Annotated in this window: 20 protein-coding genes and 1 pseudogene; 9 read left to right on the forward strand and 12 right to left on the reverse strand. The window is 72.3% G+C overall.

Annotated elements, in window-relative coordinates:
- Nucleotides 1-7: 7 nt before the first annotated feature.
- The 7 genes and pseudogenes from AC5WRT_RS36970 to AC5WRT_RS37000 all read right to left on the reverse strand — a co-directional run bounded on the left by AC5WRT_RS36970 (nt 8) and on the right by AC5WRT_RS37000 (nt 5663).
- Entirely contained in the window at nt 8-346 is a 339-nt protein-coding gene (locus AC5WRT_RS36970) for a hypothetical protein (RefSeq protein WP_496096630.1), read from the reverse strand.
- Between the two features lie 215 nt (nt 347-561).
- Nucleotides 562-873, reverse strand: coding sequence for a pore-forming ESAT-6 family protein (locus AC5WRT_RS36975; RefSeq protein WP_496096631.1), 312 nt, complete (start codon nt 871-873; stop codon nt 562-564).
- A gap of 56 nt (nt 874-929) precedes the next feature.
- A pseudogene (locus tag AC5WRT_RS36980) lies at nt 930-1163 on the reverse strand (hypothetical protein); the annotation flags it as partial.
- Nucleotides 1164-1373: 210 nt separating this feature from the next.
- Nucleotides 1374-3344: an NHL repeat-containing protein gene (locus AC5WRT_RS36985; RefSeq protein ID WP_496096632.1), complete on the reverse strand. Its 1971-nt coding sequence runs from the start codon at nt 3342-3344 to the stop codon at nt 1374-1376.
- Between the two features lie 220 nt (nt 3345-3564).
- Nucleotides 3565-4020, reverse strand: a complete 456-nt coding sequence (locus AC5WRT_RS36990) for a hypothetical protein (protein ID WP_496096633.1) — start codon at nt 4018-4020, stop codon at nt 3565-3567.
- A 316-nt stretch (nt 4021-4336) separates the two neighbouring features.
- Nucleotides 4337-5131 (reverse strand): hypothetical protein, encoded by a 795-nt coding sequence (locus AC5WRT_RS36995; RefSeq protein WP_496096634.1) that lies wholly within the window; start codon nt 5129-5131, stop codon nt 4337-4339.
- A 10-nt stretch (nt 5132-5141) separates the two neighbouring features.
- Nucleotides 5142-5663, reverse strand: a complete 522-nt coding sequence (locus AC5WRT_RS37000; RefSeq protein ID WP_496096635.1) for an RNA polymerase sigma factor — start codon at nt 5661-5663, stop codon at nt 5142-5144.
- A 456-nt stretch (nt 5664-6119) separates the two neighbouring features.
- Between AC5WRT_RS37000 and AC5WRT_RS37005 the strand changes: the two genes are divergently transcribed.
- The 5 genes from AC5WRT_RS37005 to AC5WRT_RS37025 all read left to right on the forward strand — a co-directional run bounded on the left by AC5WRT_RS37005 (nt 6120) and on the right by AC5WRT_RS37025 (nt 12494).
- A complete protein-coding gene (locus AC5WRT_RS37005; protein ID WP_496101030.1) occupies nt 6120-8774 on the forward strand; it encodes a WD40/YVTN/BNR-like repeat-containing protein in 2655 nt (884 codons plus the stop codon).
- Between the two features lie 408 nt (nt 8775-9182).
- The gene (locus tag AC5WRT_RS37010; protein ID WP_496096637.1) at nt 9183-9572 is read left to right on the forward strand and encodes a BlaI/MecI/CopY family transcriptional regulator; all 390 of its coding nucleotides are present in this window, start codon (nt 9183-9185) and stop codon (nt 9570-9572) included.
- A gap of 91 nt (nt 9573-9663) precedes the next feature.
- Nucleotides 9664-10605 carry a M56 family metallopeptidase gene (locus AC5WRT_RS37015; protein ID WP_496096638.1) on the forward strand — a complete coding sequence of 314 codons (942 nt, stop codon included), beginning with the start codon at nt 9664-9666 and terminating at the stop codon, nt 10603-10605.
- 258 nt (nt 10606-10863) lie between these two features.
- Complete coding sequence (locus tag AC5WRT_RS37020) at nt 10864-11454, forward strand: hypothetical protein (RefSeq protein ID WP_496096639.1); 591 nt, start codon at nt 10864-10866, stop codon at nt 11452-11454.
- 95 nt (nt 11455-11549) lie between these two features.
- Nucleotides 11550-12494 (forward strand): DUF8832 domain-containing protein, encoded by a 945-nt coding sequence (locus AC5WRT_RS37025; protein ID WP_496096640.1) that lies wholly within the window; start codon nt 11550-11552, stop codon nt 12492-12494.
- 63 nt (nt 12495-12557) lie between these two features.
- Here AC5WRT_RS37025 and AC5WRT_RS37030 read toward each other — a convergent pair whose 3' ends face one another.
- On the reverse strand, nt 12558-13682 hold the full coding sequence (locus tag AC5WRT_RS37030) for an MFS transporter (RefSeq protein ID WP_496096712.1): 1125 nt from the start codon (nt 13680-13682) through the stop codon (nt 12558-12560).
- 103 nt (nt 13683-13785) lie between these two features.
- Nucleotides 13786-14454: a methyltransferase family protein gene (locus AC5WRT_RS37035; RefSeq protein ID WP_496096641.1), complete on the reverse strand. Its 669-nt coding sequence runs from the start codon at nt 14452-14454 to the stop codon at nt 13786-13788.
- A 208-nt stretch (nt 14455-14662) separates the two neighbouring features.
- On the opposite strand from AC5WRT_RS37035, the gene AC5WRT_RS37040 reads away from it, so the two are divergent.
- The gene (locus tag AC5WRT_RS37040; RefSeq protein WP_496096642.1) at nt 14663-16711 is read left to right on the forward strand and encodes an NAD(+) synthase; all 2049 of its coding nucleotides are present in this window, start codon (nt 14663-14665) and stop codon (nt 16709-16711) included.
- Nucleotides 16712-16803: 92 nt separating this feature from the next.
- On the opposite strand, the gene AC5WRT_RS37045 is transcribed toward AC5WRT_RS37040, so the two are convergent.
- Both AC5WRT_RS37045 and AC5WRT_RS37050 read right to left on the reverse strand, forming a co-directional pair.
- Nucleotides 16804-17532 carry a TIGR03943 family putative permease subunit gene (locus AC5WRT_RS37045; RefSeq protein ID WP_496096643.1) on the reverse strand — a complete coding sequence of 243 codons (729 nt, stop codon included), beginning with the start codon at nt 17530-17532 and terminating at the stop codon, nt 16804-16806.
- Nucleotides 17529-18539: a permease gene (locus AC5WRT_RS37050; RefSeq protein WP_496096644.1), complete on the reverse strand. Its 1011-nt coding sequence runs from the start codon at nt 18537-18539 to the stop codon at nt 17529-17531. The genes AC5WRT_RS37045 and AC5WRT_RS37050 overlap by 4 nt, the downstream gene beginning before the upstream one ends.
- 162 nt (nt 18540-18701) lie before the next feature.
- Between AC5WRT_RS37050 and AC5WRT_RS37055 the strand changes: the two genes are divergently transcribed.
- Complete coding sequence (locus tag AC5WRT_RS37055) at nt 18702-20501, forward strand: NAD-binding protein (RefSeq protein ID WP_496096645.1); 1800 nt, start codon at nt 18702-18704, stop codon at nt 20499-20501.
- A gap of 4 nt (nt 20502-20505) precedes the next feature.
- Here the strand turns inward: AC5WRT_RS37055 and AC5WRT_RS37060 are convergent, their stop codons facing one another.
- Nucleotides 20506-22344 carry a S9 family peptidase gene (locus AC5WRT_RS37060; RefSeq protein ID WP_496101031.1) on the reverse strand — a complete coding sequence of 613 codons (1839 nt, stop codon included), beginning with the start codon at nt 22342-22344 and terminating at the stop codon, nt 20506-20508.
- 164 nt (nt 22345-22508) lie between these two features.
- Between AC5WRT_RS37060 and AC5WRT_RS37065 the strand changes: the two genes are divergently transcribed.
- Both AC5WRT_RS37065 and AC5WRT_RS37070 read left to right on the forward strand, forming a co-directional pair.
- Complete coding sequence (locus AC5WRT_RS37065) at nt 22509-23297, forward strand: class I SAM-dependent methyltransferase (RefSeq protein WP_496101032.1); 789 nt, start codon at nt 22509-22511, stop codon at nt 23295-23297.
- Between the two features lie 229 nt (nt 23298-23526).
- Nucleotides 23527-24315, forward strand: a complete 789-nt coding sequence (locus AC5WRT_RS37070) for an SURF1 family protein (RefSeq protein WP_496096647.1) — start codon at nt 23527-23529, stop codon at nt 24313-24315.
- The last annotated feature ends 93 nt before the right edge of the window (nt 24316-24408 follow it).

The raw sequence follows: 24408 nt of genomic DNA on the forward strand, positions 1-24408 counted from the left end.
CCCGGACCTATGACGGCCAGACGACTGCGCCGTCACGCACTATCAAAGGCGCGGGCAGGCGCTCTTCGTGGCACCGGATCCATCCCAAATGGACGTCGCCGCCGGAGCCTCGGTGCCGCTCACTGGCCTTGGCCGCGAGCCAGTTGAGGAGTTCACCAGTGCGCTCGAAATCGTCCGGATGGATTTCCTGTCGGCTGGTCAGCGCCCAGCCCTCCTGCCCCGTGTCCTGCCGGCGCAGCAGCACGGAGACAAGTGCACCCCCGACCTTGTAGCCATCACCGTGCTGGCTGAGAAGGGGCTTAGGGTGATCCTCGATGACGAATTCTTCGTCTTCGTCCTCCACCACGACCGGAAATTCGGTGACGATACGGAATGTGTCCGGTTGGGGGCCCACTCCCAGATGCCATCGCGCTCCGTGAGTTCCCCCGCCGACAACTCGTCACGCAAGTCCAAGGCGAGCATCAGCTCGAACATGTCAGCCATGGTCGCGCAGGCTACATATGCATGGCCTGTTCGGGCGAGCGGCCGACGGGGGCGGAGAGGGACATCGCCAACCGCCGGTCAGCCGATATTGTCGGCCGCTGCCTTCGCCTTGGCGAGGGTGGCCTGAGCCGTGCCGTCGTTCTGCTCCAGTGTGTTGCGGACCAGACAGATGATCTCGCGCACCTCAGCTGCGGCCTTGTGCCAGCGGACCTCCTTGCCGTGGTACTCATCCGAGACACCGTCGGCCCGGAAGTCGGCCATCGCAGCCTTGACCGCCCGGTCGCGGTCTGCCAGCACGCGCTCCAACTGCCCGATGATTCCGGACAGGCTGGTCTGTACGTCGGCGGAGGCGCCGGTGTCGTACGAGCGGCGGTCCTGATTCTGGGTCATGATCGAATCCCCCTTGAAAATGGTGGCGGCAGCGGTGAGTCCCTCTTCGCCGACGGTTACCGCGCGCCGAAGCGGGCGGCGTCGAAGTTGGCAGCGCCCATGTTCTGGTGCGCGTTGTCGCCCAACTCGACGTCACCACTGCCGAACGCCGTGTCCATACCGGACTGACCGCCCAGGATCGCCCCCAGCGAACCGTTCAGATCCGCCGTGATCTCGTCGGCATGCGCCTTGAACGTGTCGAACGCCGCCTTGCCGGCACCGTTGAACTTCCCCTCCAACGGTTCGGCCGCCGTTGAATCGCGACCTGGCCCTTACCAACTCGGTGAGGGGCCTCCGACTCCGCTGCGTCTCTGCGTGACTGTCGATTCCTGAGTGTCTACGACCGTCGCGGGTCTGCGCCGAAGATCCCTGTCCCCCATGCTCACTCGCGCCGAAGCGGTTCCAGGTCGAGATCGCTCCGCCTACCCGGCACGCCCGACCTGCTGCATCACTGGGCGTGGTCATCGGGGCTGTGTGCTCGTCCGAGCGGGACAGGCGGTTGAGCTGGTCGTCGCCGGGCGGGCGGGTACCGGGGTCAGGGGGGTGCAGACAGGTGTGGCGACTCCGATGAGTTCGACCAGGCCGTTGCCGCCGGTGGGTGGCAGGAGTTTGGACCAGTTGTTGGCCAGCCAGACGTTGCCGGACTGGTCGAGCTGGACGGCGGTGAGGTGCTGGATGGAGTTGCTGCGATAGCCGTGCGGCGGCGACAGCAGGGAGCCGGTGGCGGAGCCGGGCGGGCAGGCGCTGGTGTTCACGCCGCACAGGACGGAGACGGAGGGGGCGCCGAAGCCGGCGATCCATATGCGGTCGGACCCGTCGACGGCCAGGGACCAGGGCGCGATGGCGGTTGGCAGCTTGTACGCGCCTGTGACCTTTCCGTTCGGCCCGATCTCGGTGACCGAGTTGCTGACGAAGCCGGGCACCCAGACGTTGTTCTCGGAGTCGACGGCCAGGGCGAGAGGCCAGTCGAGCGACTTGTCCTTGATGGGGGAGAACGAGGTCGGCTTGAAGTCGGGTCCGATCACGGTGACGCTCCCGCCGACGTGGCCCTTGGGCACGCGTGTGTCCAGAAGCTTTGCCCCGTTGAGGCGGGCGTTGCTGACCCAGGCCCGGCCGTAGCCGTCGATCTGGATGGAGAACGGGTGGTCGAGGCCGCCGCCCTTGATGGTGATCGCCTTCGAGGGGTCTCCATGGGGGTAGACGATCACGCTTCCCTGGCCGCGGTTGCCTTTCAGGCCGTAGAAGTTGGCGATCCAGACGTTGCCCTTCTGATCGACCGCGGTGCCCTGCGGATGGTTCAGGTCGCCGTTCTTGAATCCTGTGCCGGGCGACAGCGGCTTTCCTGTCGACGAGTACTTCGCCATGGCATCGCCGCCGTAGCTGGGCACCCACACGGCGCCGTCGTGGTCGATGGCGATGCCCCATGCGCCTGCCTTCATGCCGCCGCCGCTGATGGGGCTGTTCAGTGTGGGGTTGCCCACCGGGTCCTGCACGGTGACGTAGGGGCTGGGGTTTCTCGTTCCGGGCAGCCAGTTGTTGGAGGCCCAGACGTTGCCCTTGGTGTCGATGGCCATCCGGCCCGGGGCGTAGACGTCGGGGGCGGTGTAGTGCAGAGCGAGGATCCAGGCCGACGGTGCCGCGGTGAGCGCGGGGCCGTAGGTGTGTGCCCGGCCGGTCAGGGCGTACAGCTTGCCGGTGGCCAGTCTCGGGTCGTGGGCAAGGTTGAGCACGGCTTGTGCCGTGTCGGCGGGAGTGGTCCCGTGCTGCGGTGTTGCCAGGCGCAGCATGTCTTGGCATCGCCCGGTGTCCGCCGTCGGCGCGCAGAGGGAGACGAGGTCGGCCAAGGTGCCAAGGGTGGCCAGGGTGTCGTTCTTGCTGCCGTTGTTCTGGTCGGTGACGACCTTGCCCGGTCTGCCGGAAGCCGGATCGGCGAGGTTGTAGGACGTGGCTGCGGCGTTCTCCATGCCGGGGCTCGGCCCGGTGATGCCGTGGGTGTCGGTGAACTGGGCCAGTGCGTAGGCGGCGGCGACGGTGGTGAGTTCGTTGATCGTGACAGCGGACTCGGAGCGTGGGGGGACGCCGCCTCCCGAGCCGAATCCCACGACGGAACGCAGGCGCAGCGCGCGGTCGCCGGGGGGCGCGGCGTCGGCATACAGCACCGAGCCCGTGGGCCGGGTGTACCGGATCTGGAAGGCTCCCTTGGCGTCGGTCATGGCGCGCCCCAGTTTCCGGACCCCTTGCCGGTCTCCGGTGAAGAGAGTGACGTCGGCGTGAGACAGCGGCTTTCCCGCGCTGGTGACTGTTCCGTGCAGCGCTGTCGGCGTGCCGGTGGGGGGCGTGGCGGCAGGCAGTCCCGTCAGGGCCAGCGCCACGGTGGCCGATGCCGTCAGGACGGCGACCGGCCGGTGCCGGGAGAACCTGGCGGGTGCCACGCCGCGCGACGTGTGGAGTGCTGCTCTGCGGAGGCGATTCGTGGAGGGAGGCAAGGTCAGGACCTCTCGTGATGTCGGCATGGGTGCAGGACCCTCACCCGCAGACCGAACACCCGACGCGCTGACGGGTCTCGCTGAGTGTTCGCGGGGAGGCCGCCGCCTCGCGGCGGGCGCTCGGAACGGCAGTCATCAGGGCACCGGGGCTTCGGCGCGGTCGGTCCTATGCGTTGCCGTTGTCCGCGTTGTCAGGGTTGCGCAGCGTGAACCATCCGATCTTGCGGCTGGCCAGCCAGATCAGGCCCAGGTACAGGTCCGGGCCGACCTGACGGAGTTCGTCGCGCACGCCTGCGAACACCAAGGACGTGTGGGAGTAGTCGATGACGATGCACTCCTGGTCGTCCAGGCGGCTCGGGCCGGGCCCGACCATGGCGACGATGGACAGGATGTCCATCGCGGTGAGCCGGTTGCTGAGGTAACCGTCCGGGCTGAAGACCTTGCCTCGCCACGCGGTCAGGTTCACGAGACCGGCGAGCAGCCACGCTCCCACACGTCCTGTCGCCGGGAAGATCGCCAGACCCTCCATCGGGCCTTTGGGAATCTCGCCGGCCGGACTCTTGCGAAACAGCTCCTCAAGCCGCTGATCGTCGGATCTGAGCAGTTCAGCCTCTGTGGTCATCGCAGCCCTCCTCACCCGGCCCCCCTGCCTTCATGGACTGGCCCCGGGCAGCCGGCACGCCAGGCACGCTCAGTGGTGATCCGCTCGACCCGCGCTCGGTGAGGCACCGGCGCGAGCAGCGCTACGAATTCATGGCTGTGACCAGTCCGACCGCATGATCACCGTATTGGCACGTGATCCGCCGTTGTCTCCATCCTGAACCCCCGAGGCGGGGCTCACCACCGGTGCCGACAGAGCTGAGGCCGCGCAATGGTGCATGGCGGAGAGCAGCCGCAGGTGGCTGAGTGAGGCCGAACCGGCCGACCGCGCCGGTTCCTCAGTCCTTCGGGAAGACGGAGTCGCCGGAGACGGTCCGAGTGGAGCCGTCCTTCAGGGTGATGTCGACCTTGCCGGCGCTGCCGGTCGGTTCGGCGGACGGCCACCAGGCGGTGAACCGGTTGTTCTGGACGGTGGCCTCGATGGTGCGGCCTCCGTCGTGCAGGGTCACACCCTTGACGTCGGGTCCCACCGAGCCCACGAGGTAGTTGAGGCCGGTGCTCCCTTCGCCGTGACCACCGGCCGAGTCCACCTCGACCGCGTCGCCGGCGAGCGGCTTGACAGGATCGATCACTTCGGCCATGCCGTGGCCGGCCTTGTCGGTGAGGCAGTAGGAGACGGTCTTCCCGTCGGTGACGACCACCGAGGTGATGGAGCCGCGCACGTCCAGGTTGGCGTACGAGACCGCTTTGCCGGAGTGGTCACTGCCCAGAGCCTTGACACACCACTTCTCGGCGCCGGTGGCCTCGGGCGAGCCGGTCGTCGGACGACTCGGGGTGCCGGTCCAGCCGGCGAGTTCCGCCGCGGGCAGGACACCCGAGCCGGGCGCGCTGTGCAGGTTCTGAGCGACGACGGCCACGACGGCCGCGGTGGCGGTGACGGCCCCGGCCGCCGCCCAGAGCAAGGGGCGACGACGGCGTGGGGGAACGGCAGGCTGCGAGGTGGGCGCCGCACTGTTCATCACGGTACGCAACAGGTGTTCCTTACGGTTGCTTTCGGCTTCGGTCAGTTCGCGGACGGGAGCAGCGTCCAGAGCGGCCAGCAACCGGGGGAGGTTCTTCTCGTGATCGTTCACGTCTCTTCCTTCAGTGCGCCTGAGCCGGAGCGGGGGTGGTTCGACCGGTCGGGCCGAACAGCTTGGCCAACCGACGTCTGGAGCGGGACAGCCGCATCGTGTAGGCCGCGCGTGAACAGCCGAGCACGGTGGCGGCGTCCCGGTCCGTGAGGCCCTCCCAGACATGGAGCGCCAGTACTTCCTGGTCGGCGGCCGACAGCCGCCGCCAGGCGGCCACCAGGTCCATCCGCTCCTCGGCCCGGGTCAACCCGTCGTAGCTGTCGTCGCCACCGTTCTCCATGACACGCACCGCGACAGCCGTCTGGCGACGTTGTCCGCGCCGGGCGTTGAGCATCGCGTTGCGCGCGGTGCCGAAGAGCCAAGGACGTGGATCCTCCGGCAGCTCCCTGCGACGACGCCACGCGGCGAGGAACGTCTCACCGACGATGTCGTCCACGTTCATCGGGTGAGCACGCCGGCGGACGAAGCGCAGCACGTCCTCGTAGTGGGCGCGGTAGACATCGGTGAACTCGTCCTCGCTGTCGATGGCCATGGCTTCCTCTCGCTGCTTCCGTCCCTACGTGTCCACCACCGGTGAAGGTGCAACGCGAGAGTGCGAGGAAATCCGTGCCGGCCCCGGCAGGCCGGACGGGATACGCCTGGACCCACCGACCTTGCCCGATACGCCGGCCGCGTCCATGACTGCCTCGCGGCCCGGCCCGACCGCTTCCGTCCCGTTTCCGCTCCCGCACGGGCCGGCCCGCAGCTCGGGTAACGAATGCGTCGGTCATTGCGCTGCATGTGACGGAGGGTCGGCCCCGCTTCGAAGGGGTGAGGTGGCGAACGAGGTTGTTTTTGACAATCATTACGTTTGTCAAGCTATAAACTCGGTGTAAACCCCTGGGGTTGAGGCAGGGGGCGGGAGTACGGTTCCGGCGCTCGGCAGTAGGAGATCAAGTGCGGCCGTAGGGGCGGTCGCCACCTACGCCGAAGAAGCCGGAGACAGTCCATGCGTGTGTATTCCGCACGGCGCAGATCGCGCAGCGGGGCGGAGGGCGGTGGGCGGACCGCGTTCGCCGTCGTCGCCGCCGCGCTGCTGATAGCGGGGACGGGACCCGTCGCCGCGTACGGAGTGGGCGGCGACTCGGGATCCGGCCGCCATGACGTGGCGGGCGAGGAGTCCCACGAACTGATGGAGTCCCTCGACTCGTTCAACGAGCCGAGGCTCTCGCCCAGCGGACAGATCGCTCCGGGCGCGTACGCCGACGCATGGGCGCACGTGAAGAACATGCCGGTGGCGTCCGGGAGTTGGAGCGAGGTGACGACCTCGCCGTACAACGAGGACGCCCTGCACTACCGCGACCAGTCGGCTTCCAACTCCGGTGGAGGTGCCGGGCATTCGGCCGGGCGTATCGCCGCCCTGGCCACCGACCCCACGCACCAGGGGGTGGTGTACGCCGGTGCCGCGGGCGGCGGTGTGTTCCGGTCCACCGACGACGGGAAGACCTGGACGCCGATCGCCGACCGGCTGCCCGCCCTGTCCGTGGGCGCCCTCACGGTCGCACCCGACGGCTCGCTGTGGCTGGCCACCGGCGAGGCGACCACCGCGTCCGACAACTACCTGGGCAGCGGCGTCTACCGGCTCGCGGACCCGGTCACCGGCACCTTCGACGAGAGCGACAAGGTGGGCGGCAGCGAGCTGGACTCCAGCTCCATCCACACCCTGACCTTCGACAAGGCCGTCGGCTACGTCTTCGCGGCCTCCTCGCACGGCGTCTTCCGGCGCCCGCTGTCGGCCGCACAGGGCGCCGCCTGGACGAAGGTCCTCGCCCCCTGCGCGGGCGTCGGGGTCAGCGGAGTGGGCTGCGGGGTGGACAGCCACTACGCGGACATCGCCAACGACATCGCCGTACAGCCCGGCAGCGGCGGCAAGAAGCTGCTGGCCAACGTGGCCTGGCGCAGCGGCGCCGACTACAACGGCTTCTACTACTCCGACGACGCCGGCACCACCTGGAAGCGCGCCAACCCGACCGGTGCGATCAACCCCGCGGAGATCGGCAACGCCGCGTTCGCGTACGCGGCCGACGGCAGCAGGCTGTACGTCTCGATGGAGTCTCCGAAGCTCCTCAACAAGGCCTCGGGCTCCGGCGTGTACTCGGTCCTGGCCGGTGTGTACGTCAGCCGGAGCGGCGACGCCAACGGCTCGTTCCAGCAGATCGCGACCTCCTCGTCGCTGTCGGCGAGCGGCTCCGCGATGAAGGTCAGCGAGATCGGCAGCGGCTACCAGCCCGGCTCGCAGGCCTGGTACGACCAGGTCGTCGCGGTCGACCCGAACGACCCGAACCACGTCTACCTGGGTCTCGAGGAGATGTTCGAGTCCCGCGACGGCGGCGCCACCTGGAAGGCGATCGGCCGCTACTGGAACTTCGGCATGAAGTGCTTCTCGTACGACCTCGCCGCGAACACCTGCGACGGCGACGTGATGCACTCCGACCAGCACGCGCTCGCCTTCTCGCAGTGGAAGGGCAGCACGCCGGAGGTGTTCGTCGGCAACGACGGCGGTGCCTACGCCCGGCCGACCACCCAGACGACCACCGGATGGCGCAACCTCAACGAGTCCGGCACCCTGCGCACCCTCCAGTACTACTCGGTGCGCGCGGGGAGGATGACCGACGGCAGCGGTGACGCCGTCTGGGGCGGCCTGCAGGACAACGGCGTCTCCCTGCTCGCGCCCAAGGGCGCCACCTACCAGGGGCAGCAGCTCAACCCGAACGGCGAGATGGTCTCTCCGTACGGCGGGGACGGCGGCGACCAGCTGGTCAACCCGGACAACGGCTGCCAGACGGTCGGCGAGTACGTCGACCTGGCGCTGCAGATCACGAACAACTGCGGCTACACCGCGAGCGACGACGGCTCCGAGGACGTGATCACCGACATCGCGCCCGGCGACCCGGGAGCCCGTTTCACCGCTCCGTTCGGCGCGGACGAGACCGACCCGAACGGCCTGTGGGTCGCGGGCGGCCAGTACGTCTGGGGCAACACCAAGACCTGGCAGAGCACCTCCGGCGCCGACTGGACCAAGCTGTACGACCTGGGCGCCGGCCACTCCGCCTCCGCGGTGGTCAGCCGCAACCATGTGACGTGGGCGGCATGGTGCGGTCCCTGCTCCGCGGTCGACGGCACCTTCGGGCGGGGCATCGCCACCAACTACGGCGGCACCTGGCACCAGGTGAGCCTGCCGGCCGCCTTCCCCAACCGCTACGTCTCCAATCTGGCCATCGACCCGTCCGACGCCTCCGGCAGGACGGTCTACGCGGTGGTCAACGGCTTCTCGCGGCACTGGAACGAGGGCCCCGGCGCGGGCTACGGCCACGTCTGGCGGACCACGGACGGCGGCGCGACCTGGACGGACGTCAGCGGTGACCCCGCAGCCTCCGACTCCTTCCCGGACGCTCCGGCCAACGCGGCGCTGATCACCAGGAGCGGCACTCTCGTGGTCGCCACCGACCTGGGCGTCTTCACCAGCACCTCGACGGGCCACTGGTCGCGCCTGGGCACCGGCCTGCCGACCTCGCCGGCGGTCTACCTCGCACCGAGCCCGGACGGCGGCCAGGTGTACGTGGCCACGCACGGCCGCGGCATCTGGAAGACGCCGACCCCGTAACGCCACGCCCCGTCCCCACGCGCCGCACCCGGGCACCCTCGGGAACACCGGGTACGGCGCCGAGGCCCCCGGACCGCACAGGGTCCGGGGGCCTCGGGCCTGCGTGGCGGGCTCCGCCGGGCGGCCGGGTGAGCGGCTGCGCGGGGCGGTCGCCGGTCGGTCGGGCGCGCGGCGGACCGCCGGACCGGAGGCGGTCAGCACTCCGGTGGCCGGCAGGCCTAGCAGGCCCACGCCGATGACGACACGGTGGATCAGGAAGGCTTCCTTTCGTCCTCGCCGCCCTCCGCTGTCCGCCGTCCCGCCTGCCCCCGGGACGGGAACGCATGGCACACTCGGACCACGACAGCACTTACACGACCGTAGAGGTTCTACACGCCTGTAGAAGACGATCGGGAGCACGACAAACCCATGGGCGCCCACACGCAGGGACGCGGCCCGAAGCGGGCCAACGGAGCGCGCGAGGCCGAGATCCTCGGTGTGCTGCAGCGGGCCGAGGGCGCGCTGACTCCCGGGGAGGTCGCCGGGCGGCTCGGGGACGAGCTGACGTACAGCAGTGTGGTGACGATCCTGACCCGGATGCACACCAAGGGCCTGCTCAGCCGCGCTCCCCGCGGCAGGGCCTACGCCTACTCTCCCGTCACCGACGACGCCGGGTTCGCCGCCCGCCGGATGTGCACCGTCCTGGAGGAACGGCCCGACCGCGAGGCCGTCCTCGCCCGCTTCGCCGACGAACTGTCCGACACCGACGCCGAGTTGCTGCGTCAGCTGCTCGGGCCCGACCACCACTTCGGCCAGTAGGGCCGACAGGATCCACAGGACCGACAGCAACCGCAGGACCGGTAGGAAGCAACCGGCAGGACCGGTAGGAACAGGAAGGGGGCCGCCCGGCATGCACATCGCCGTCTATCTGCCGCCGCTGCTCTCGCTCATCGCCCCGCTCGGCGCCCGCCCGCTGGCCGAACGCTGCGAACCCCGCCTCGCCACCTGGCTGCTCACCGCCTCGGCCCTGGTACTGGGCGCGGCGAGCACCGTCTCCCTGGGCCTGCTGGCCGTGGCCGGCCTGATCCGCATCCCGCAGCTCGCCGCGGTGGGCCACTGGTCCGCCGGGACCGCCCGGCACGACGACCCCGCCGCGCTGTCCGTCTCGCTGATCGCCGGCCTGCTGCTCGGCGGCGCCGTGCTCATGGCGGCGCGCATGCTGGGCCGACGGGCCCGCTCCCTGGCCACCGCCGCGTGGGAGGCCGCCTGCATGCCCGCGCGGGACGGCCTGGTCGTCGTCCCGGACGACGCCCCCGACGCCTTCGCCCTGCCCGGACTCCCCGGCCGGGTCGTCGTCTCCACCGGCATGCTGCACAGCCTGGACGAGTCCGAGCACGCCATCCTGCTCGCCCACGAGCGCGCGCATCTGGCCTGCCACCACTACGCCTTCGTCGCGCTCGCCCAGCTCGGCGCCGCCGCCAACCCGTTCCTGCGGCCCTTCGCCGACGCCGTCACCTACACCATCGAGCGGTGGGCCGACGAGACCGCGGCCGCCTCGACCGGTGACCGCAGGCGGGTGGCCCGTACGGTCGGCAAGGCGGCCCTCGCCGCCCGTCGCGCCCCCGCGCTCGCCCGGGTCGCCGGTGCGGCGCTCGGCATCCTCGGCCGCCGGAACGCTCTCGCGAAGGCCGGGCCGGTGCCGCGGCGCGTCGCCGCGCTGCTGGCTCCGCCGGTGGGGCGGCATCCGGTGCTCACCGCGGTGACGGCGGGTGTCCTGGCCGCGGCGATGCTCGCTACGGCGGAGGCGGCGCACGACTTTCATGTACTGCTGAAGTCGGTGGGGGTGTCCTGACCGGGGGCGACAAGCCGCTTGCGGGGCAGCGCCACCGGGGCGGCTCGTGCGCCGGGGCGGGTCGGTCGTGGCCGGCCGCGCAGTTCCCCGCGCCCCTTACGGGGCACCGCCGCGCCCCGGCGTCCGCTCCGGTGGTGAGTTCGGCCTCCGACCGGGCGCGGCCACTGGCCTGCGCCGGACCGCCCCTGGCGTCCGCCCTGTACGCCGGTCGGCCCACTCCCCCGGTTTCCCGCGCACACCTCCTCGTATGGTGAACCCGTGACTGCCACGCAGCCCGTCGCCGGCACGCACGGGGCCCGCCACCGAGCGGTGCACCCGGCCGTGCTCCTCGCGCTGTTGCTCGGGCTGTTCCTCATGCACGGCGACCCGGCCGCCGCCGCGAGCGGGTGCCACGGGGGCATGCCGGACACCGGCTCCGCCGTCCCGCGCTCGGCCCCTGCCGCGCCGGTCGACCAGCCGGCCGGCCACCCCGCAACGCCCGCACATGCGGCCCCCCACCACGGGACGGCCGACCACCCCGGGACGGCAGACGCCGGGCACGCTCCCCAACCGCGCGGAAAGGGACCGACGCCGACGGCCCCCATGGCCGCACTCCCGGCAGAGGGTTCCCCGACCGCGGCCACCGCCGCGGCTCCCGCCCGTGCGGACGAGGGCACGCGGGGCGCGCTGTGTCAGGCCACGACGCCCCGGTCCGAGATGCCGTCGCCCCCGGTCGGGGCCGTCGCCCTCGTACTGCCGGCCGCCGCCCTGCTGCCGTGGGCCCGGCCGGGTTCGGACGGCACCCGGCGGCGCGGTCCACCGGGCGGCGGGCGCGGACTTCTGCTCCAGGTGTGCGTCGCACGGACGTGACGAGACCTCCGGGATCCGGCCGGCGCCGCGGTCCCGCACGGCTCTCATCCGTTCACCCGCGCCGTTCCACGGCGCCCACCTGGAAAGACACACACATGTCCCAGCGACTCCGGACGACCCGTCACACCCTCGCGGCGGCCGCCGCCACCGCGGCCCTCACCCTGACCCTCGCCGCCTGCGGCTCCGACTCCGGCCACGACGCCGGCATGGCCGGCATGGACTCCAGCGCCATGCCGTCCCACCCGGCGTCGGCTTCGCCCCACGCAACGGGCGAGGCGGCGGACGACTCGATGGCGTCGATGCCCGGTATGGACCAGGCGTCCACCGGCAACGGCCTGGCCGCCGAGAAGAACGGCTACCGGATGACCGCCACCGCCTCCGGCCTCCCCGCCGGCAAGGCGGCCGACTACCGCTTCACCGTCACCGGCCCGGACGGCAAGCCGGTCACCGCCTTCGCCGTGGACCAGACCCGGCGGATGCACTTCTACGCCATCCGCTCCGATCTCACCGGCTTCCAGCACGTGCACCCGACCATGGCCGACGACGGCACCTGGACCGCGCCGCTGGCCGCGCTGCGGCCGGGCACCTGGCGGCTGTACGCCTCCTTCATCCCGGACGGCGGCGCCGGCAGGGGCGAGACCTTCGTGCTCAGCCGCACCGTGCGGGTGCCCGGCACGGCGACGGCCTCGCCCCTGCCGAAGGTGTCCGGCACCGCCGCCGTCGACGGCTACACCGTGACGGTGAAGGGCGAACCGATGGCCGGCATGGCGCACCAGCTCACCGCCACCGTCACCAAGGACGGCAGGCCGGTCACCGACCTCCAGCCGTACCTCGGCGCCTACGCCCACCTGACCGCCTTCCACCAGGGCGACCTGGCCTTCGCGCATCTCCACCCGGAGACGCAGGCCGATGGCGGCCACGGCGGACCGGCTCTCACCTTCCACGCCGAGTTCGCCCGGTCCGGCGACTGGCGGCTGTTCCTCCAGTTCCAGACCGGCGGCACGCTGCACACCGCGGCCCTCACCCTGCACGTCGCCTGATCCGGCGAAGCACCCTGGCCGTGGTCGCGGCCAGGGCGCACCACCCTGCCGACGCGCCGCCGATCAGCGGCGGCGGCTGAACGCCGCCCCCGCGCCCACCCCGATGAGCATCCCCAGCACGGCGAAGCCGTACGTGAGCGAGACCGAGGAGGCGACCGCCGCCACCAGCAGCGGTCCACCGGCATCGCCCAGTTCGCGCCCCAACTCCGCCGCCCCCAGCGTCTGGCCCAGTCGCTCCTGAGGGGTCGACGACGCCAGCGCCGCGAAGCCGAGCGGGGTGATCAGGCCCGTCCCGGCACCGATGAGGGCGGCGCCGAGGAGGATGCCGGTCAGTCCCGGCAGCGTCGCGCAGCCCAGGCCGGCGGCGGTGACCAGCAGCCCGGCCGCCAGACCGGAACGCGTGGTCAGCCGCCCGCCGTCCAGAGCACGTCCGGCACGCGGCTGGACGACCGCCGCGCAGGCGGCGAGCAGCGACACCGCGGCCCCGGTGGCCACCGTGCCCAGCCCCGCCACCCGGCCCGAGACCGGCAGGAAACCGACCCCCACCGACAGCGCGGCGGTCGCCGCCGCGAGCGCGGACGTCGGGGCGAGGAAGACCGGGTCGGCCAGCCGCCGGGCCAGGTCGAGCACGGTCTGCCGGGCCTTCGGCAGCGGGGGTACGACAGGGACGGCGACCACGGCCCACACGGCCACCGCCGCACCCAGCGCCGCCAGGACGGCGAACAGCAGCCACAGCCCGCCGGCCCATACCAGAACTCCACCGAGCAGCGGGCCGAGCGTGTAGCCGATGGACTTGCAGAAGCCATAGCTGCCGAACGCGCGTCCGTGCCGGGCGGCCGGGTTCAGCCGGGCCACCAGTGCGGACGCGGACGGCGAGAACGCGGAGGCCGCCGCGCCCTGGCCGAGCCGGGCCGCCCACAGCCAGCCCGGGCTGTCCGCGACCACGTACAGCGCGGAGGCGACCGCGAAGGCCACGAGCCCGCCGAGCAGCACAGGGCGGGCGCCGATCCGGTCGGCGAGGGTGCCGAAGACCGGTTTGAGGACCACCTCGGCGCCGTCGTACAGGGCGAGCAGCCCGCCCAGCACGAGCAACGAGGTGACCGCGCCCTTCGTGTGACCGCCCAGGTTCGCCGCGATGCCGTGCGCGCCGAAGGCCGTGGTGAACCCGGCCGCGTACAACGGCCACATCTGCCGTGCCGCGGCCGGCGAAGGCTGCGGCGCCCTCGGCGTCGCCCCGCTCATCGGCGGTCCGCCGCCTCCATGCTCACCACACCGGGGAATGTAGCAAGCGTCACGACTCCTCCCGTGCTCCGGATCCGGCGCGGGCGGCCGGCGCCCGAGGGGGCCGCCGGCGCGGCGGCCGTATCCGGGGGATCAGTGCCGGGACCTGCGCGCGGTAGGCCTCGTAGGCGGCTCCGAACCGCCCGGCCATCAGCGCGTCCTCGACCCGGACCCGTCGGAGCAGCCAGACGACGGCCACCGCCAGGACGGCGATCCAGACGCCGAAGCCGTCGGCGAGCACGGCGCCGATCACCAGGCCGAGCAGCCCGGTGTAGATGGGGTGACGGACCAGCCGGTAGGGGCCGTCCGTGCGCAGCTCGTGGTGGTCTCTGACCGTCGGGATGCTGGACCACATGGTGCCCAGCACCCAGCGCGCCCACAGCAGCAGGGCGGTGGCGGCGACGGCGAGCAGGCCGCCGAGCAGCGCCAACTCCGGCTGCCAGTACCGCAGATGGCGCCAGAAGCCGCCGCTGTGCCGTACCAGGACGGAGAAGAGGACTGCGCCCGCGACCAGCGCCAGGCGGCGCGGCAGCGTGCGGCGCAGTCCTCGTATCCAGCCGCGCGGGCCGGCGTGGCTCTTCACGCCGAAGTAGACGGCGCCCGCGATCCAGGCCGCGACGAAGACCCAGACGCAGACGACGACGAGCGCGACGAGCGCCGAGTGAAGGGAGGAACCCATGCCTCCAGACTGCTCCGCGCAGACAGGCGATCACCACCACCCACGGGTCGATGGAGAAACCTCCACCACCCTGCACCCGTGGGTGGAGCCGGGTGCGGGCCGACGGCTCACGCAGGGCCTCAGCATGCTGAAACCCGCAGGTGGGCGGCGGGCGTGGGCCGCCCCGTAGGCTTTATCCGTAGGAAAGTCGCTTCGGAAAGAGGTCCCGTTGAGCTTCTGGTCGATCTACCAGCACGGCTTCGCGCGCGTCGCCGCGTGTACGGGCCACACCGTCATCGCCGACCCGCGTGCCAACGCCGAGGCGGTCCTGCGCCATGCCCGCCGCTGCGCCGGCGAGGGCGTCGCCGTCGCCGTGTTCCCGGAGCTGAGCCTGTCCGGGTACGCGATCGACGACCTGCTGCTGCAGGACGCCCTGCTCGACGACGTCGAGACGGCGCTCGCCACCATCGTCGCCGAGTCGGCACATCTGCTGCCGGTACTGGTCGTCGGCGCGCCGCTGCGCCACCGCGACCGGATCTTCAACTGCGCGGTGCTCGTGCACCGCGGCCGGATCCTGGGCGTCGTACCGAAGTCGTACCCGCCGAACTACCGGGAGTTCTACGAGCGGCGCCAGATCGCGGGCGGCGACGCCGAGCGCGGCGGAACGATCCGGCTCGGCGGTGCGGACGTCCCGTTCGGCGTGGACCTGCTCTTCGCGGCGGCCGACGTGCCCGGCCTGGTGCTGCACGCGGAGATCTGCGAGGACATGTGGGTGCCGGTGCCGCCGAGCGCGGAGGCGGCCCTCGCCGGCGCGACCGTCCTCGTCAACCTCTCCGGCAGCCCCATCACGGTCGGCCGGGCCGAGGACCGCAAGCTGCTGTGCCGCTCGGCGTCCTCGCGCTGTCTCGCGGCGTACGTCTACGCGGCGGCCGGCCTCGGCGAGTCGACCACCGACCTGTCCTGGGACGGCCAGACCCTGATCTACGAGAACGGGGCACTGCTGGCCGAGACCGACCGGTTCCCGCTGGGCGAGCAGTACGCGGTGGCCGACGTCGACCTGGACCTGCTGCGGCAGGAGCGGCAGCGGATGGGCACGTTCGGCGAGAACGGCCGCACCCACGCCGCACGCACCACCGGCTTCCGCACGGTGTCCTTCGAGCTCGCCCCGCCGGCCGGCACCGACCTCGGCCTGCGCCGCAGCCTCGAACGCTTCCCGTTCGTGCCCGCCGACGCCGAACGCCTCGCCCTCGACTGCTACGAGGCGTACAACATCCAGGTCGCGGGGCTGCAGCAGCGGCTCGCCTCGATCGGCGGCCCGAAGGTGGTCATCGGCGTCTCCGGCGGCCTGGACTCCACGCACGCGCTGATCGTCGCCGCCCGCGCGATGGACCGCGCCGGCCGCCCGCGCAGCGACATCCTGGCCTTCACCCTGCCCGGCTTCGCCACCAGCGACCACACCAAGGACAACGCGCACCGGCTGATGCGGGCCCTCGGCGTCACCGCCGCCGAGCTGGACATCACGCCGACCGCGCGGCTGATGCTGAAGGAGATCGGCCACCCCTTCGCCTCCGGCGAACCGGTGTACGACGTCACCTTCGAGAACGTCCAGGCGGGCCTGCGCACCGACTACCTGTTCCGGCTCGCCAACCAGCGCGGCGGCATCGTGCTCGGCACCGGCGACCTGTCCGAGCTGGCGCTCGGCTGGTCGACGTACGGCGTCGGCGACCAGATGAGCCACTACAACGTCAACGCCGGCGTACCGAAGACCCTGATCCAGCACCTCATCCGGTGGGTCATCAGCAGCGGGCAGTTCGACGACGAGACCGGCAAGATCCTGGCCGCGATCCTCGACACCGAGATCAGCCCGGAACTGGTGCCCGGCGAGGAGATGCAGTCCACCGAGTCGAAGATCGGCCCGTACGCCCTGCACGACTTCACCCTCTTCCACGTCCTGCGCTACGGCTTCCGCCCCTCGAAGATCGCCTTCCTGGCCTGGCACGCCTGGCACGACAAGGAGGCCGGCGCCTGGCCGCCCGGCTTCCCGGAGGACAAGCGGGGCACGTACGACCTCGCGGCCATCCGGCACTGGCTGGAGGTCTTCATCCGCCGCTTCTTCGCCTTCTCCCAGTTCAAGCGCTCTGCGATGCCGAACGGCCCGAAGGTCTCGGCGGGCGGCTCGCTCTCCCCCCGCGGCGACTGGCGCGCCCCGTCGGACGGCACGGCCCAGGCGTGGCTGCGGGACCTGGAGCGCTTCGGCTCGCAAGGCACGGAGGCGTAGGCACCTCGAAGGGACGCGGGCCGTATCGTGCCGGGCCCGCTGGTTCACGGTGGCGGCCGGGACGACCCGGTCGGCGCCGACGGGTTCCGGCGTCAGGTGTTCCAGGTCTCGTCGTACGGGTCGTGCGGCACCGGGACCGGGCGTGCGGAGGTGACCTTCAGGTACGGGACGGGGCCGTTGTTGACCGGGTCCCGGGTGAGGCGGGGGGTGTAGGTGCCGGTCACCTCCATCCAGGCGTCCGGGCGGAGCACCGGGGGCAGGTCGCCGGTCAGAGCGATCTTCACCGGCTGGGCGTCCGCGGCACAGCAGTTGAGTGCCATGCGGACCAGGTACGCCGCACCCGTGTGGTCCAGGGCGAGGAAGCCGGTGACACGGACCGTGCGGCCCTTCAGGGTACGGCCTTGGCCGTAGGCCGCTCGGGAGGCGTAGTCGATCACGGAGAGCGGGGCGGGGTCGGCGGCGGGCAGCCTGCCGTAGACGTACGTCTTCTGCAGGGCCGTACCGGAGCGCAGGGCGCTGTAGGAGCCGAGGGCGGGCGGGGCGACGAGGATGAGGGCGAGGAGGGGGAGCAACAGCAGCCAGGACACGCGGGGTTCGGGGTGTGCGTGCTCCTTCGGGGACGCATGGCCGTGGGTCGCCCTGGCGCGCCGGCGCTCGTACCAGACCGTCGCCAGCGCCGCCGCGATCAGGACCGCGCCGGAGGCCAGCAGCAGCGGACGCAGGCCCGGCTTGACGTACCTGAGGTAGAGGCCGGTACCGCCCGCGTGCAGCAGGGCCGCGCCGAGCAGGAACATGACGGCGGACTGGGACTGGCGGTTCACAGCAGCACCGCCCCGGTCACGAGCCCGCCCGCGACGGCCAGCGCGAAGGTCGCGGGGGCGAAGCGGAGGGCGAAGCCACGGCCGAAGGTGCCGGCCTGCATCGCGAACAGCTTGAGGTCGATCATCGGCCCCACCACGAGGAACACCAGCTTGGCCGTCAGTGAGAACTGGGTGAGGGAGGCCGCGACGAACGCGTCCGCCTCCGAGCAGATGGACAGCAGTACGGCGAGGACGGCGAGGGCGAGCACGGAGACGACCGGGTTCCCGGCCGCCATGCGCAGCCAGTCCGCCGGAGTCGCCGCCTTCAGCGTGGCCGCGGCCGTCGCGCCCAGCACCAGGAAGCCGCCGGCGTGCACGGTGTCGTGCCGCACCGAACTCCAGAACGCCTCCCCCTTCGTCGCGCCCTCGTGCGCACCGTGGGCGGGCGGACGCAGCCAGTCCGTACGGCCGAGCCGCTGCCACAGCCAGCCCATCGCACACGCCACCAGCAGGCTCGCGGCGAACCGGCCCAGCACCATCTCCGGGTCGCGCGGGAAGGCCACGGCGGTGGCGGTCAGCACGACCGGGTTGATCGCCGGGGCCGACAGGAGGAAGGCCAGGGCGGCGGCCGGGGTGACTCCCCGCCGGACGAGGGCGCCCGCCACCGGCACCGACGCGCACTCGCAGCCCGGCAGCACCGCGCCCGCGACCCCGGCCACGGGCACCGCAAGGGCGGGGCGGCGCGGCAGGGCGCGGGCGAAGAACGACGGGGGCACGAACACCGCGATCGCCGCCGACAGCAGCACCCCGAGGACGAGGAAGGGCAGCGCCTGGAGCGTCACCGCGACGAACACCGTCATCCAGCTCTGCATCAGCGGGGTGCCGAGGAGCCCGCGGATCGTCGACTGGGCGAGCACCGCCAGCAGCAGGATCAGCGTCAGGACCAACGGGGAGCTGAGCCTGCGGCTCCCGGGACCGGGCTGAGGGCCGACGTCCGCGCCGGGCGGGGCGTCTTCGGTGATGGCCACGGGCGGTTCCCTCCGGCTTGCTGTCCTGGTGCGCTCCCTCCCCCTCGGTACGCGCATCGTCCCCCGAGTGTTCACACCATCGCTGGAACCACTCTTCTCCTTGGGGCAGTCTTTTCCCTCGTGGCGAGCGTTCCGTATCAAAGGGGGCCCAGTGCCCCGCACATGGTGGTGGCCGGGGACGACGGGCTCGCGCACCGGCTGGCCGCCGAACTGCGCGGAGTCCACGGCGAGCAGGTCACCCTGGTCGTACCGCCGAACGAGCGCACCGCACGACCACCGGTGGTCGGCCGGGCCCGGTCCGCGTCGGCGGCGCTTTTCGACCGGGTGGTCGGCGCCACCGTCGGACGCGGCCCCGCCGGCACCGGCACCGCGGGCACCGTGCCGGCCCCAGGCGCCAACGGCGGTGACGGCGCGAGGGTGTTGACCGCCCCGGAGATCACCGAGGCCGTGCTCGCCGAGGCCGGGGTGGAGCGGGCCGCCGCGCTCGCCCTCGTCCACGACGACGACGAGACCAACATCCGCGCCGCGCTGACCGCCCGCCGCCTCAACCCGCGCCTGCGGCTCGTCCTCCGCCTCTACAACCGGCGGCTGGGCCAGCACATCGAGGAACTCCTCGACCAGGCGGCCGCGTTGGCGGCGGGCGACGGCGAGGACGACGCCGGCACGGACGCGTCCACCACCGTGCTGTCCGACGCCGACACCGCCGCGCCCGCGCTGGCCGCCACCGCCGTCGCCGGCACCAGCAAGGTCGTCCAGACCGAGGGGCTGCTGCTGCGAGCCGTCGAGCGCCGGGCCGGCACCGGGCTGTGCACGCTCGCCCTGCTCTCCCCCACCGGTACGGACCCCGGGAACGGCGCGGATCCGGAACCGCGGCTGCTGCCGGACGACGACGAGGTACGGCAGGCGGCCGGGCGGACGGCGGTGGTGCTGGAGCAGGTGTCCTCAGCGGGCGGCGGCGAGTCCGCGACGCCGGGCCGGGGCGGGGTGCCGCCGTTCGCCTCGCTGTTCTCCCGGCGGCTGCGGTGGTCGCTGGCGGGCATGGTGGCGTGCGTGCTGGCGCTCGCCGTCGCACTGTGGGTGGTCACGCCCGGCATCCATCCGCTGCGGGCCTTCTATCTGACCCTGCTGGACCTGTTCGCGATCGACGACCCCGCCCTGGGGGCACCGCTGGGCCGACAGGTCCTCCAACTCCTCTCCGGCCTGATCGGGTTGCTGCTGCTCCCGGTGCTGCTGGCGGCGGTGCTGGAAGCGCTGGGCACCTTCCGCACCGCCTCCACCCTGCGGAAACCGCCGCGCGGCCTCGGCGGGCATGTGGTGCTGCTCGGACTGGGGAAGATCGGCACCCGGGTGCTGACCCGGCTGCGCGAGCTGAACATCCCCGTCGTGTGCGTCGAGTCCGACCCCGAGGCACGCGGCCTCGCGACCGCGCGGCGGCTGCGGGTGCCGGTGGTGCTCGGAGACGTCACCCAGGAGGGGGTGCTGGAGTCCGCCAAGATCCACCGGGCGTACGCACTGCTCGCGGTGACCAGCGCGGACACCACGAACCTGGAGGCGGTGCTGTACGCGCGGAACGTACGGCCCGATCTGCGGGTGGTACTGCGGCTGTACGACGACGACTTCGCCACCGCCGTGTACCGCACCCTGCGTGCCGCCTACCCGCACGCGCTGACCCGGAGCCGGAGCGTCACGCATCTGGCCGCGCCCGCGTTCGCCGGGGCGATGCTGGGGCGGCAGGTGCTCGGCGCCGTCGCGGTCGAGCGCAGGGTGCTGCTGTTCGCCGCGGTGGACGTCGCCGGGCACTCCCAACTGGAGGGCCGCACGGTACGACAGGCTTTCCGCGCCGGTTCCTGGCGGGTGCTGGCACTGGAGGGCCGCACCGACACGGCACCGGACCATGTCCTGGAGAAGGGGGACCGTGTGGTGGTCGCCGCGACCCGCCGGGGCCTGGCGGAACTGCACTGACCCCCTACACCCCCAAGTGCCGCTTGGCGAAGTCCAGTTCCAGTCTCACCTGCTTGATGCGTTCGTCCACCACCAGGGAGCCGTGGCCGGCGTCGTAGCGGTAGACCTCGTGGACGGCGCCTCTGGCCTCCAGGCGCTTGACGTAGTTGTCGATCTGGCGGATCGGGCAGCGCGGGTCGTTGACGCCGGCCGAGATGTAGACCGGGGCCTCGACCCGGTCGACGTAGGTGAGCGGGGAGGAGGCCTCGAAACGCCCGGGGACCTCCTCGGGGGTGCCGCCCAGCAGAGTGCGGTCCATGGCCTTCAGCGCCTCCATCTCGTCGTGGTACGCGGTGACGTAGTCCGCGACGGGCACGACCGCGATGCCCACCGTCCACGCGTCGGGCTGGGTGCCGAGGCCGAGCAGGGTGAGGTAGCCGCCCCAGGAGGCCCCGGTGAGGACCAGGCGGTCGGGGTCGGCGAGGCCGGAGGAGACCGCCCAGTCGCGGACCGCGGCGACGTCCTCCAGCTCGATCAGGCCGACCCGGTGCTTCAGGGCGTCGGTCCAGGCGCGGCCGTAGCCGGTGGAGCCGCGGTAGTTGATGCGGATCACCGCGTAGCCCTGGTCGACCCAGGCGGCCGGGCCCGCGGCGAAGGAGTCGCTGTCGTGCCAGGTGGGGCCGCCGTGCAGGTCGAAGACCGTGGGGAGCGGGCCGGTCGCGCCGGCCGGCTTCTGGACGAGGGCGTGGATGCGTCCGCCGGGGCCCTCGACCCACGCGTCCTCCACGGGCACCGACGGCGGGCAGGCCGTGCCGGGGGTCCCCCCGGCGGTGGCTGAGGGCGGGTCCAGGACGACACCGCCGGACGTCGAACGGACCGCGGGCGGCTCGGCGGCCGACGACCACAGGTACTCCACGCTGCCGTCGGGGCGGGCGGTGGCGCCCGAGACCGAGCCGGGCGGGGTGGGGATGCGGGTCAGCTCGCGGGTAGCCAGGTCGTAGCGGAACAGCTCGCTGCGGGCCTCGAAGCCGTGCTCGACGAGCAGCGCCGAGCCGTCCGGGTACCACTCGGCGCCGACGTCGCCCGGCAGGTCCAGGGCGAGGTCGGTCTCCTCGCCCGTCGACACGTCCCACACCAGCGGCTCCCAGCGGCCCCGGCGCTGGTGGCCGATCAGCAGCCGGGTGTCGCCGTCGACGGGGGCGAAGCCCAGTACCTCGAGGCCCAGCTCCTCGGTGCCGCCCTTGGTGTCGTCCAGCTCGGCGACCGGGGTGCCGTCGGGGCGCAGCACGCGCAGCGCCGCGTGCATGGCGTCGCCGTGCTCGGTGTGCTCGATGGCGATCAGGGATCCGTCGTGCGAGAGGTCGCCGACGCCCGCCGACTCGCGGTGCCGGTAGATCTCCACCGGGTCCTCGCCCTCGCGCGCGAGGTGGATCGTCGTGCCGTCCTCGTCCGTGGAGCGGCCGACGACCGCCGTACGGCCGTCACGGGCCAGGGCGAGACCGGCCGGGTAGGACGGGGCGAGTCCGGGGACGGCCGGCTCGTCCTCGCCGCCGCCGAAGGGCTGGCGGCGCCAGATGCCGAACTCGTCGCCGTCCTTGTCGTCGAACCACCAGATCCACGCGCCGTCCGGGGAGAGCACGCCGTCCGTCGTGCCGTTCGGCCGGTCGGTGGCCTGCCGCTGGGCGCCCGTCGCCCGGTCCCACGCGTACAGCTCGTACGTGCCCGTCGCGTTCGACACGAACAGGCAGTGGTCCGGTGCGTCCTCCGCCCAGTCGGGCAGCGACACCCGCGGCGCGCGGAAGCGCTTCTCCCAGTCCGGCATGCCGCCCGTGTCCCGCACGCCCGGCCCGTTGTTCTCACTCATCGCCCCAGTCATGCGCCCATAGTGCCTGGCCGCGCCGACAATTGGGTGGCGCGTGTGCGCAGCCTGTGGATAACTTCCCGCACATGAGCTCCCCGGTCGACCATCAGTCCGCCCCCGACAGCGGGCGGCCCGCCCCCGACGGCTGGCACGAGGACAACCGGGCCATGTGGGACGAGAGGGTGCCCGTGCACGTCGCCGGGGAGTACTACGACCTCGCCGGCTTCCGGACCCACCCCGACGTGCTGCGCGACTTCGAGAAGGACGAGGTCGGCGACGTCAGCGGCAAGACGCTGCTGCACCTGCAGTGCCACATCGGCACCGACACGCTCTCCTGGGTCCACCGGGGCGCCGCCCGCGTCGTCGGCCTGGACCTCTCCGCGCCGGCCGTCGAGGCCACCCGCGCCCTCGCCGCCGACCTCGGCCACGGCCCCGAGCGCGCCGCGTTCGTCACCGCCGACGTGTACGACGCGGCCGAGGCCGTGCCCGAGCCGTCGTACGACATCGTCTACACGGGGCTCGGCGCGCTGTGCTGGCTGCCCGACCTGCGCCGCTGGGCGGAGACCGCCGCCTCGCTCGTCGCGCCCGGCGGGTTCCTGTACCTCGCCGAGTTCCACCCGATCACCGAGGCCCTCGACGACGAGACCGGCACGCGTTTCGTGCGCGACTACTTCGACCGCGACGCCCAGGTGTGGGACGAGCCCGGCACCTACGCCGACCTGAACGCCGCGACCCTCCACAACCGCAGCGTGCAGTGGCAGCACACCCTCGGTGACGTCGTCACCGCGCTCGCCACGACCGGGCTGCGGGTCGAGTTCCTCCACGAGCACGACGTGTCGCTCTTCCCGCGCTTCGCGAACTTCGAGGTGCGCGACGGCTACCACCGCTTCCCGGCGGACCACCCGCGCATCCCGTTGATCTACTCCCTGCGGGCGCGCAGGGCGACCGGGAGCTAAGGGGTTTCGTCTGGATCAGGCCGGACAGGCCGCGGCGTACGGTGCGGTGCATAGCGAGGCGGAGGATCACCCACGTACCGGGCGCCCCACGTACCGGGCACACCCGGGTGTCCGACAACGCGGCGAGGTGCCGTGCCGGGCGCCGCAAACCCCGGCCGATCACGAAACCCCCCAGCTGCAGGCGGACCCGCGGGCGGGGTGGGCGCGCGGGCGCCGTACCGTGGAAGGCGTGTACCGGTTTCTGCTGACACCCCGCTGGTGGGGCATCAACGTCTTCGTGCTGCTCGCCATCCCGTTCTGCATCTTCATGGGGACCTGGCAGCTGAGCCGGTTCGAGGGGCGGGTGCAGGACCACCGGGCCGCGACCGAGCAGGCCGCGTCCGACCGGCAGGAGACCGCGCGCCCGCTGGACTCGATGCTGCCCGTCGACAAGGCCACCTCCGGGCGCCGGGTCACCGCGAGCGGGCACTACGGCACGCAGTTGCTGGTGCCGGACCGGCAGCTCGACGGCAAGAACGGCTTCTACGTGCTCACCCTGCTGCGCACCGGCTCCGGAAAGGCGCTGCCGGTGGTACGGGGCTGGCTGCCCGGCAAGGCCGACCCGGCGAAGGTGCCCGCGCCGCCGAGCGGTGAGGTCACCGTCACCGGTGCGTTGCAGGCGTCCGAGACTCCGGGGGACAACGGGGTCAGCGCGGCCGGCGGGCTTCCTGCCGGCCAGACGGCGGCGATCAGCTCGGCGTCACTGGTGAACCTGGTCCCGTACCGGCTGTACGACGCGTGGGTGACGCTCGACAAGGCCGACTCGGGGATGAAGGCCGTGCCGGCGACGGCTCCCGAGGGGACCGGTCTGGACCTCAAGGCCTTCCAGAACCTCGGCTACACCGGCGAGTGGTTCGTCTTCGCCGGGTTCGTGGTGTTCATGTGGTTCCGGCTGGTACGGCGCGAAGTGGAGGCAGCGCGGGACGCCGCGCTGGGCTTGGTGCCGCAGGAGACGCCGGCACCGGCGCCGAGCAACTGACCGGTGCGGGTCCGTTGCGGCTGAGCTCCGTGGGGTGCGGGTCGTGTCGCCGGGCGCCGCAGGCCCCGGCGCCTTCGCAGCACCCCCGCCGCT

The organism is Streptomyces sp. NTD91 (assembly GCF_059510455.1).

Coding starts and splice junctions, on each gene's coding strand:
- AC5WRT_RS37000 (WP_496096635.1), bottom strand. CDS start 5,663: ATGGCCATCGACAGCGAGGACGAGTTCACCGATGTCTACCGCGCCCAC.
- AC5WRT_RS37030 (WP_496096712.1), bottom strand. CDS start 13,682: ATGTGGCCGTTGTACGCGGCCGGGTTCACCACGGCCTTCGGCGCGCAC.
- AC5WRT_RS37035 (WP_496096641.1), bottom strand. CDS start 14,454: ATGGGTTCCTCCCTTCACTCGGCGCTCGTCGCGCTCGTCGTCGTCTGC.
- AC5WRT_RS37065 (WP_496101032.1), top strand. CDS start 22,509: ATGTGGGACGAGAGGGTGCCCGTGCACGTCGCCGGGGAGTACTACGAC.
- AC5WRT_RS37060 (WP_496101031.1), bottom strand. CDS start 22,344: ATGAGTGAGAACAACGGGCCGGGCGTGCGGGACACGGGCGGCATGCCG.
- AC5WRT_RS37015 (WP_496096638.1), top strand. CDS start 9,664: ATGCACATCGCCGTCTATCTGCCGCCGCTGCTCTCGCTCATCGCCCCG.
- AC5WRT_RS36990 (WP_496096633.1), bottom strand. CDS start 4,020: ATGACCACAGAGGCTGAACTGCTCAGATCCGACGATCAGCGGCTTGAG.
- AC5WRT_RS37005 (WP_496101030.1), top strand. CDS start 6,120: ATGCGTGTGTATTCCGCACGGCGCAGATCGCGCAGCGGGGCGGAGGGC.
- AC5WRT_RS37010 (WP_496096637.1), top strand. CDS start 9,183: ATGGGCGCCCACACGCAGGGACGCGGCCCGAAGCGGGCCAACGGAGCG.
- AC5WRT_RS37055 (WP_496096645.1), top strand. CDS start 18,702: ATGGTGGTGGCCGGGGACGACGGGCTCGCGCACCGGCTGGCCGCCGAA.
- AC5WRT_RS37025 (WP_496096640.1), top strand. CDS start 11,550: ATGTCCCAGCGACTCCGGACGACCCGTCACACCCTCGCGGCGGCCGCC.
- AC5WRT_RS36975 (WP_496096631.1), bottom strand. CDS start 873: ATGACCCAGAATCAGGACCGCCGCTCGTACGACACCGGCGCCTCCGCC.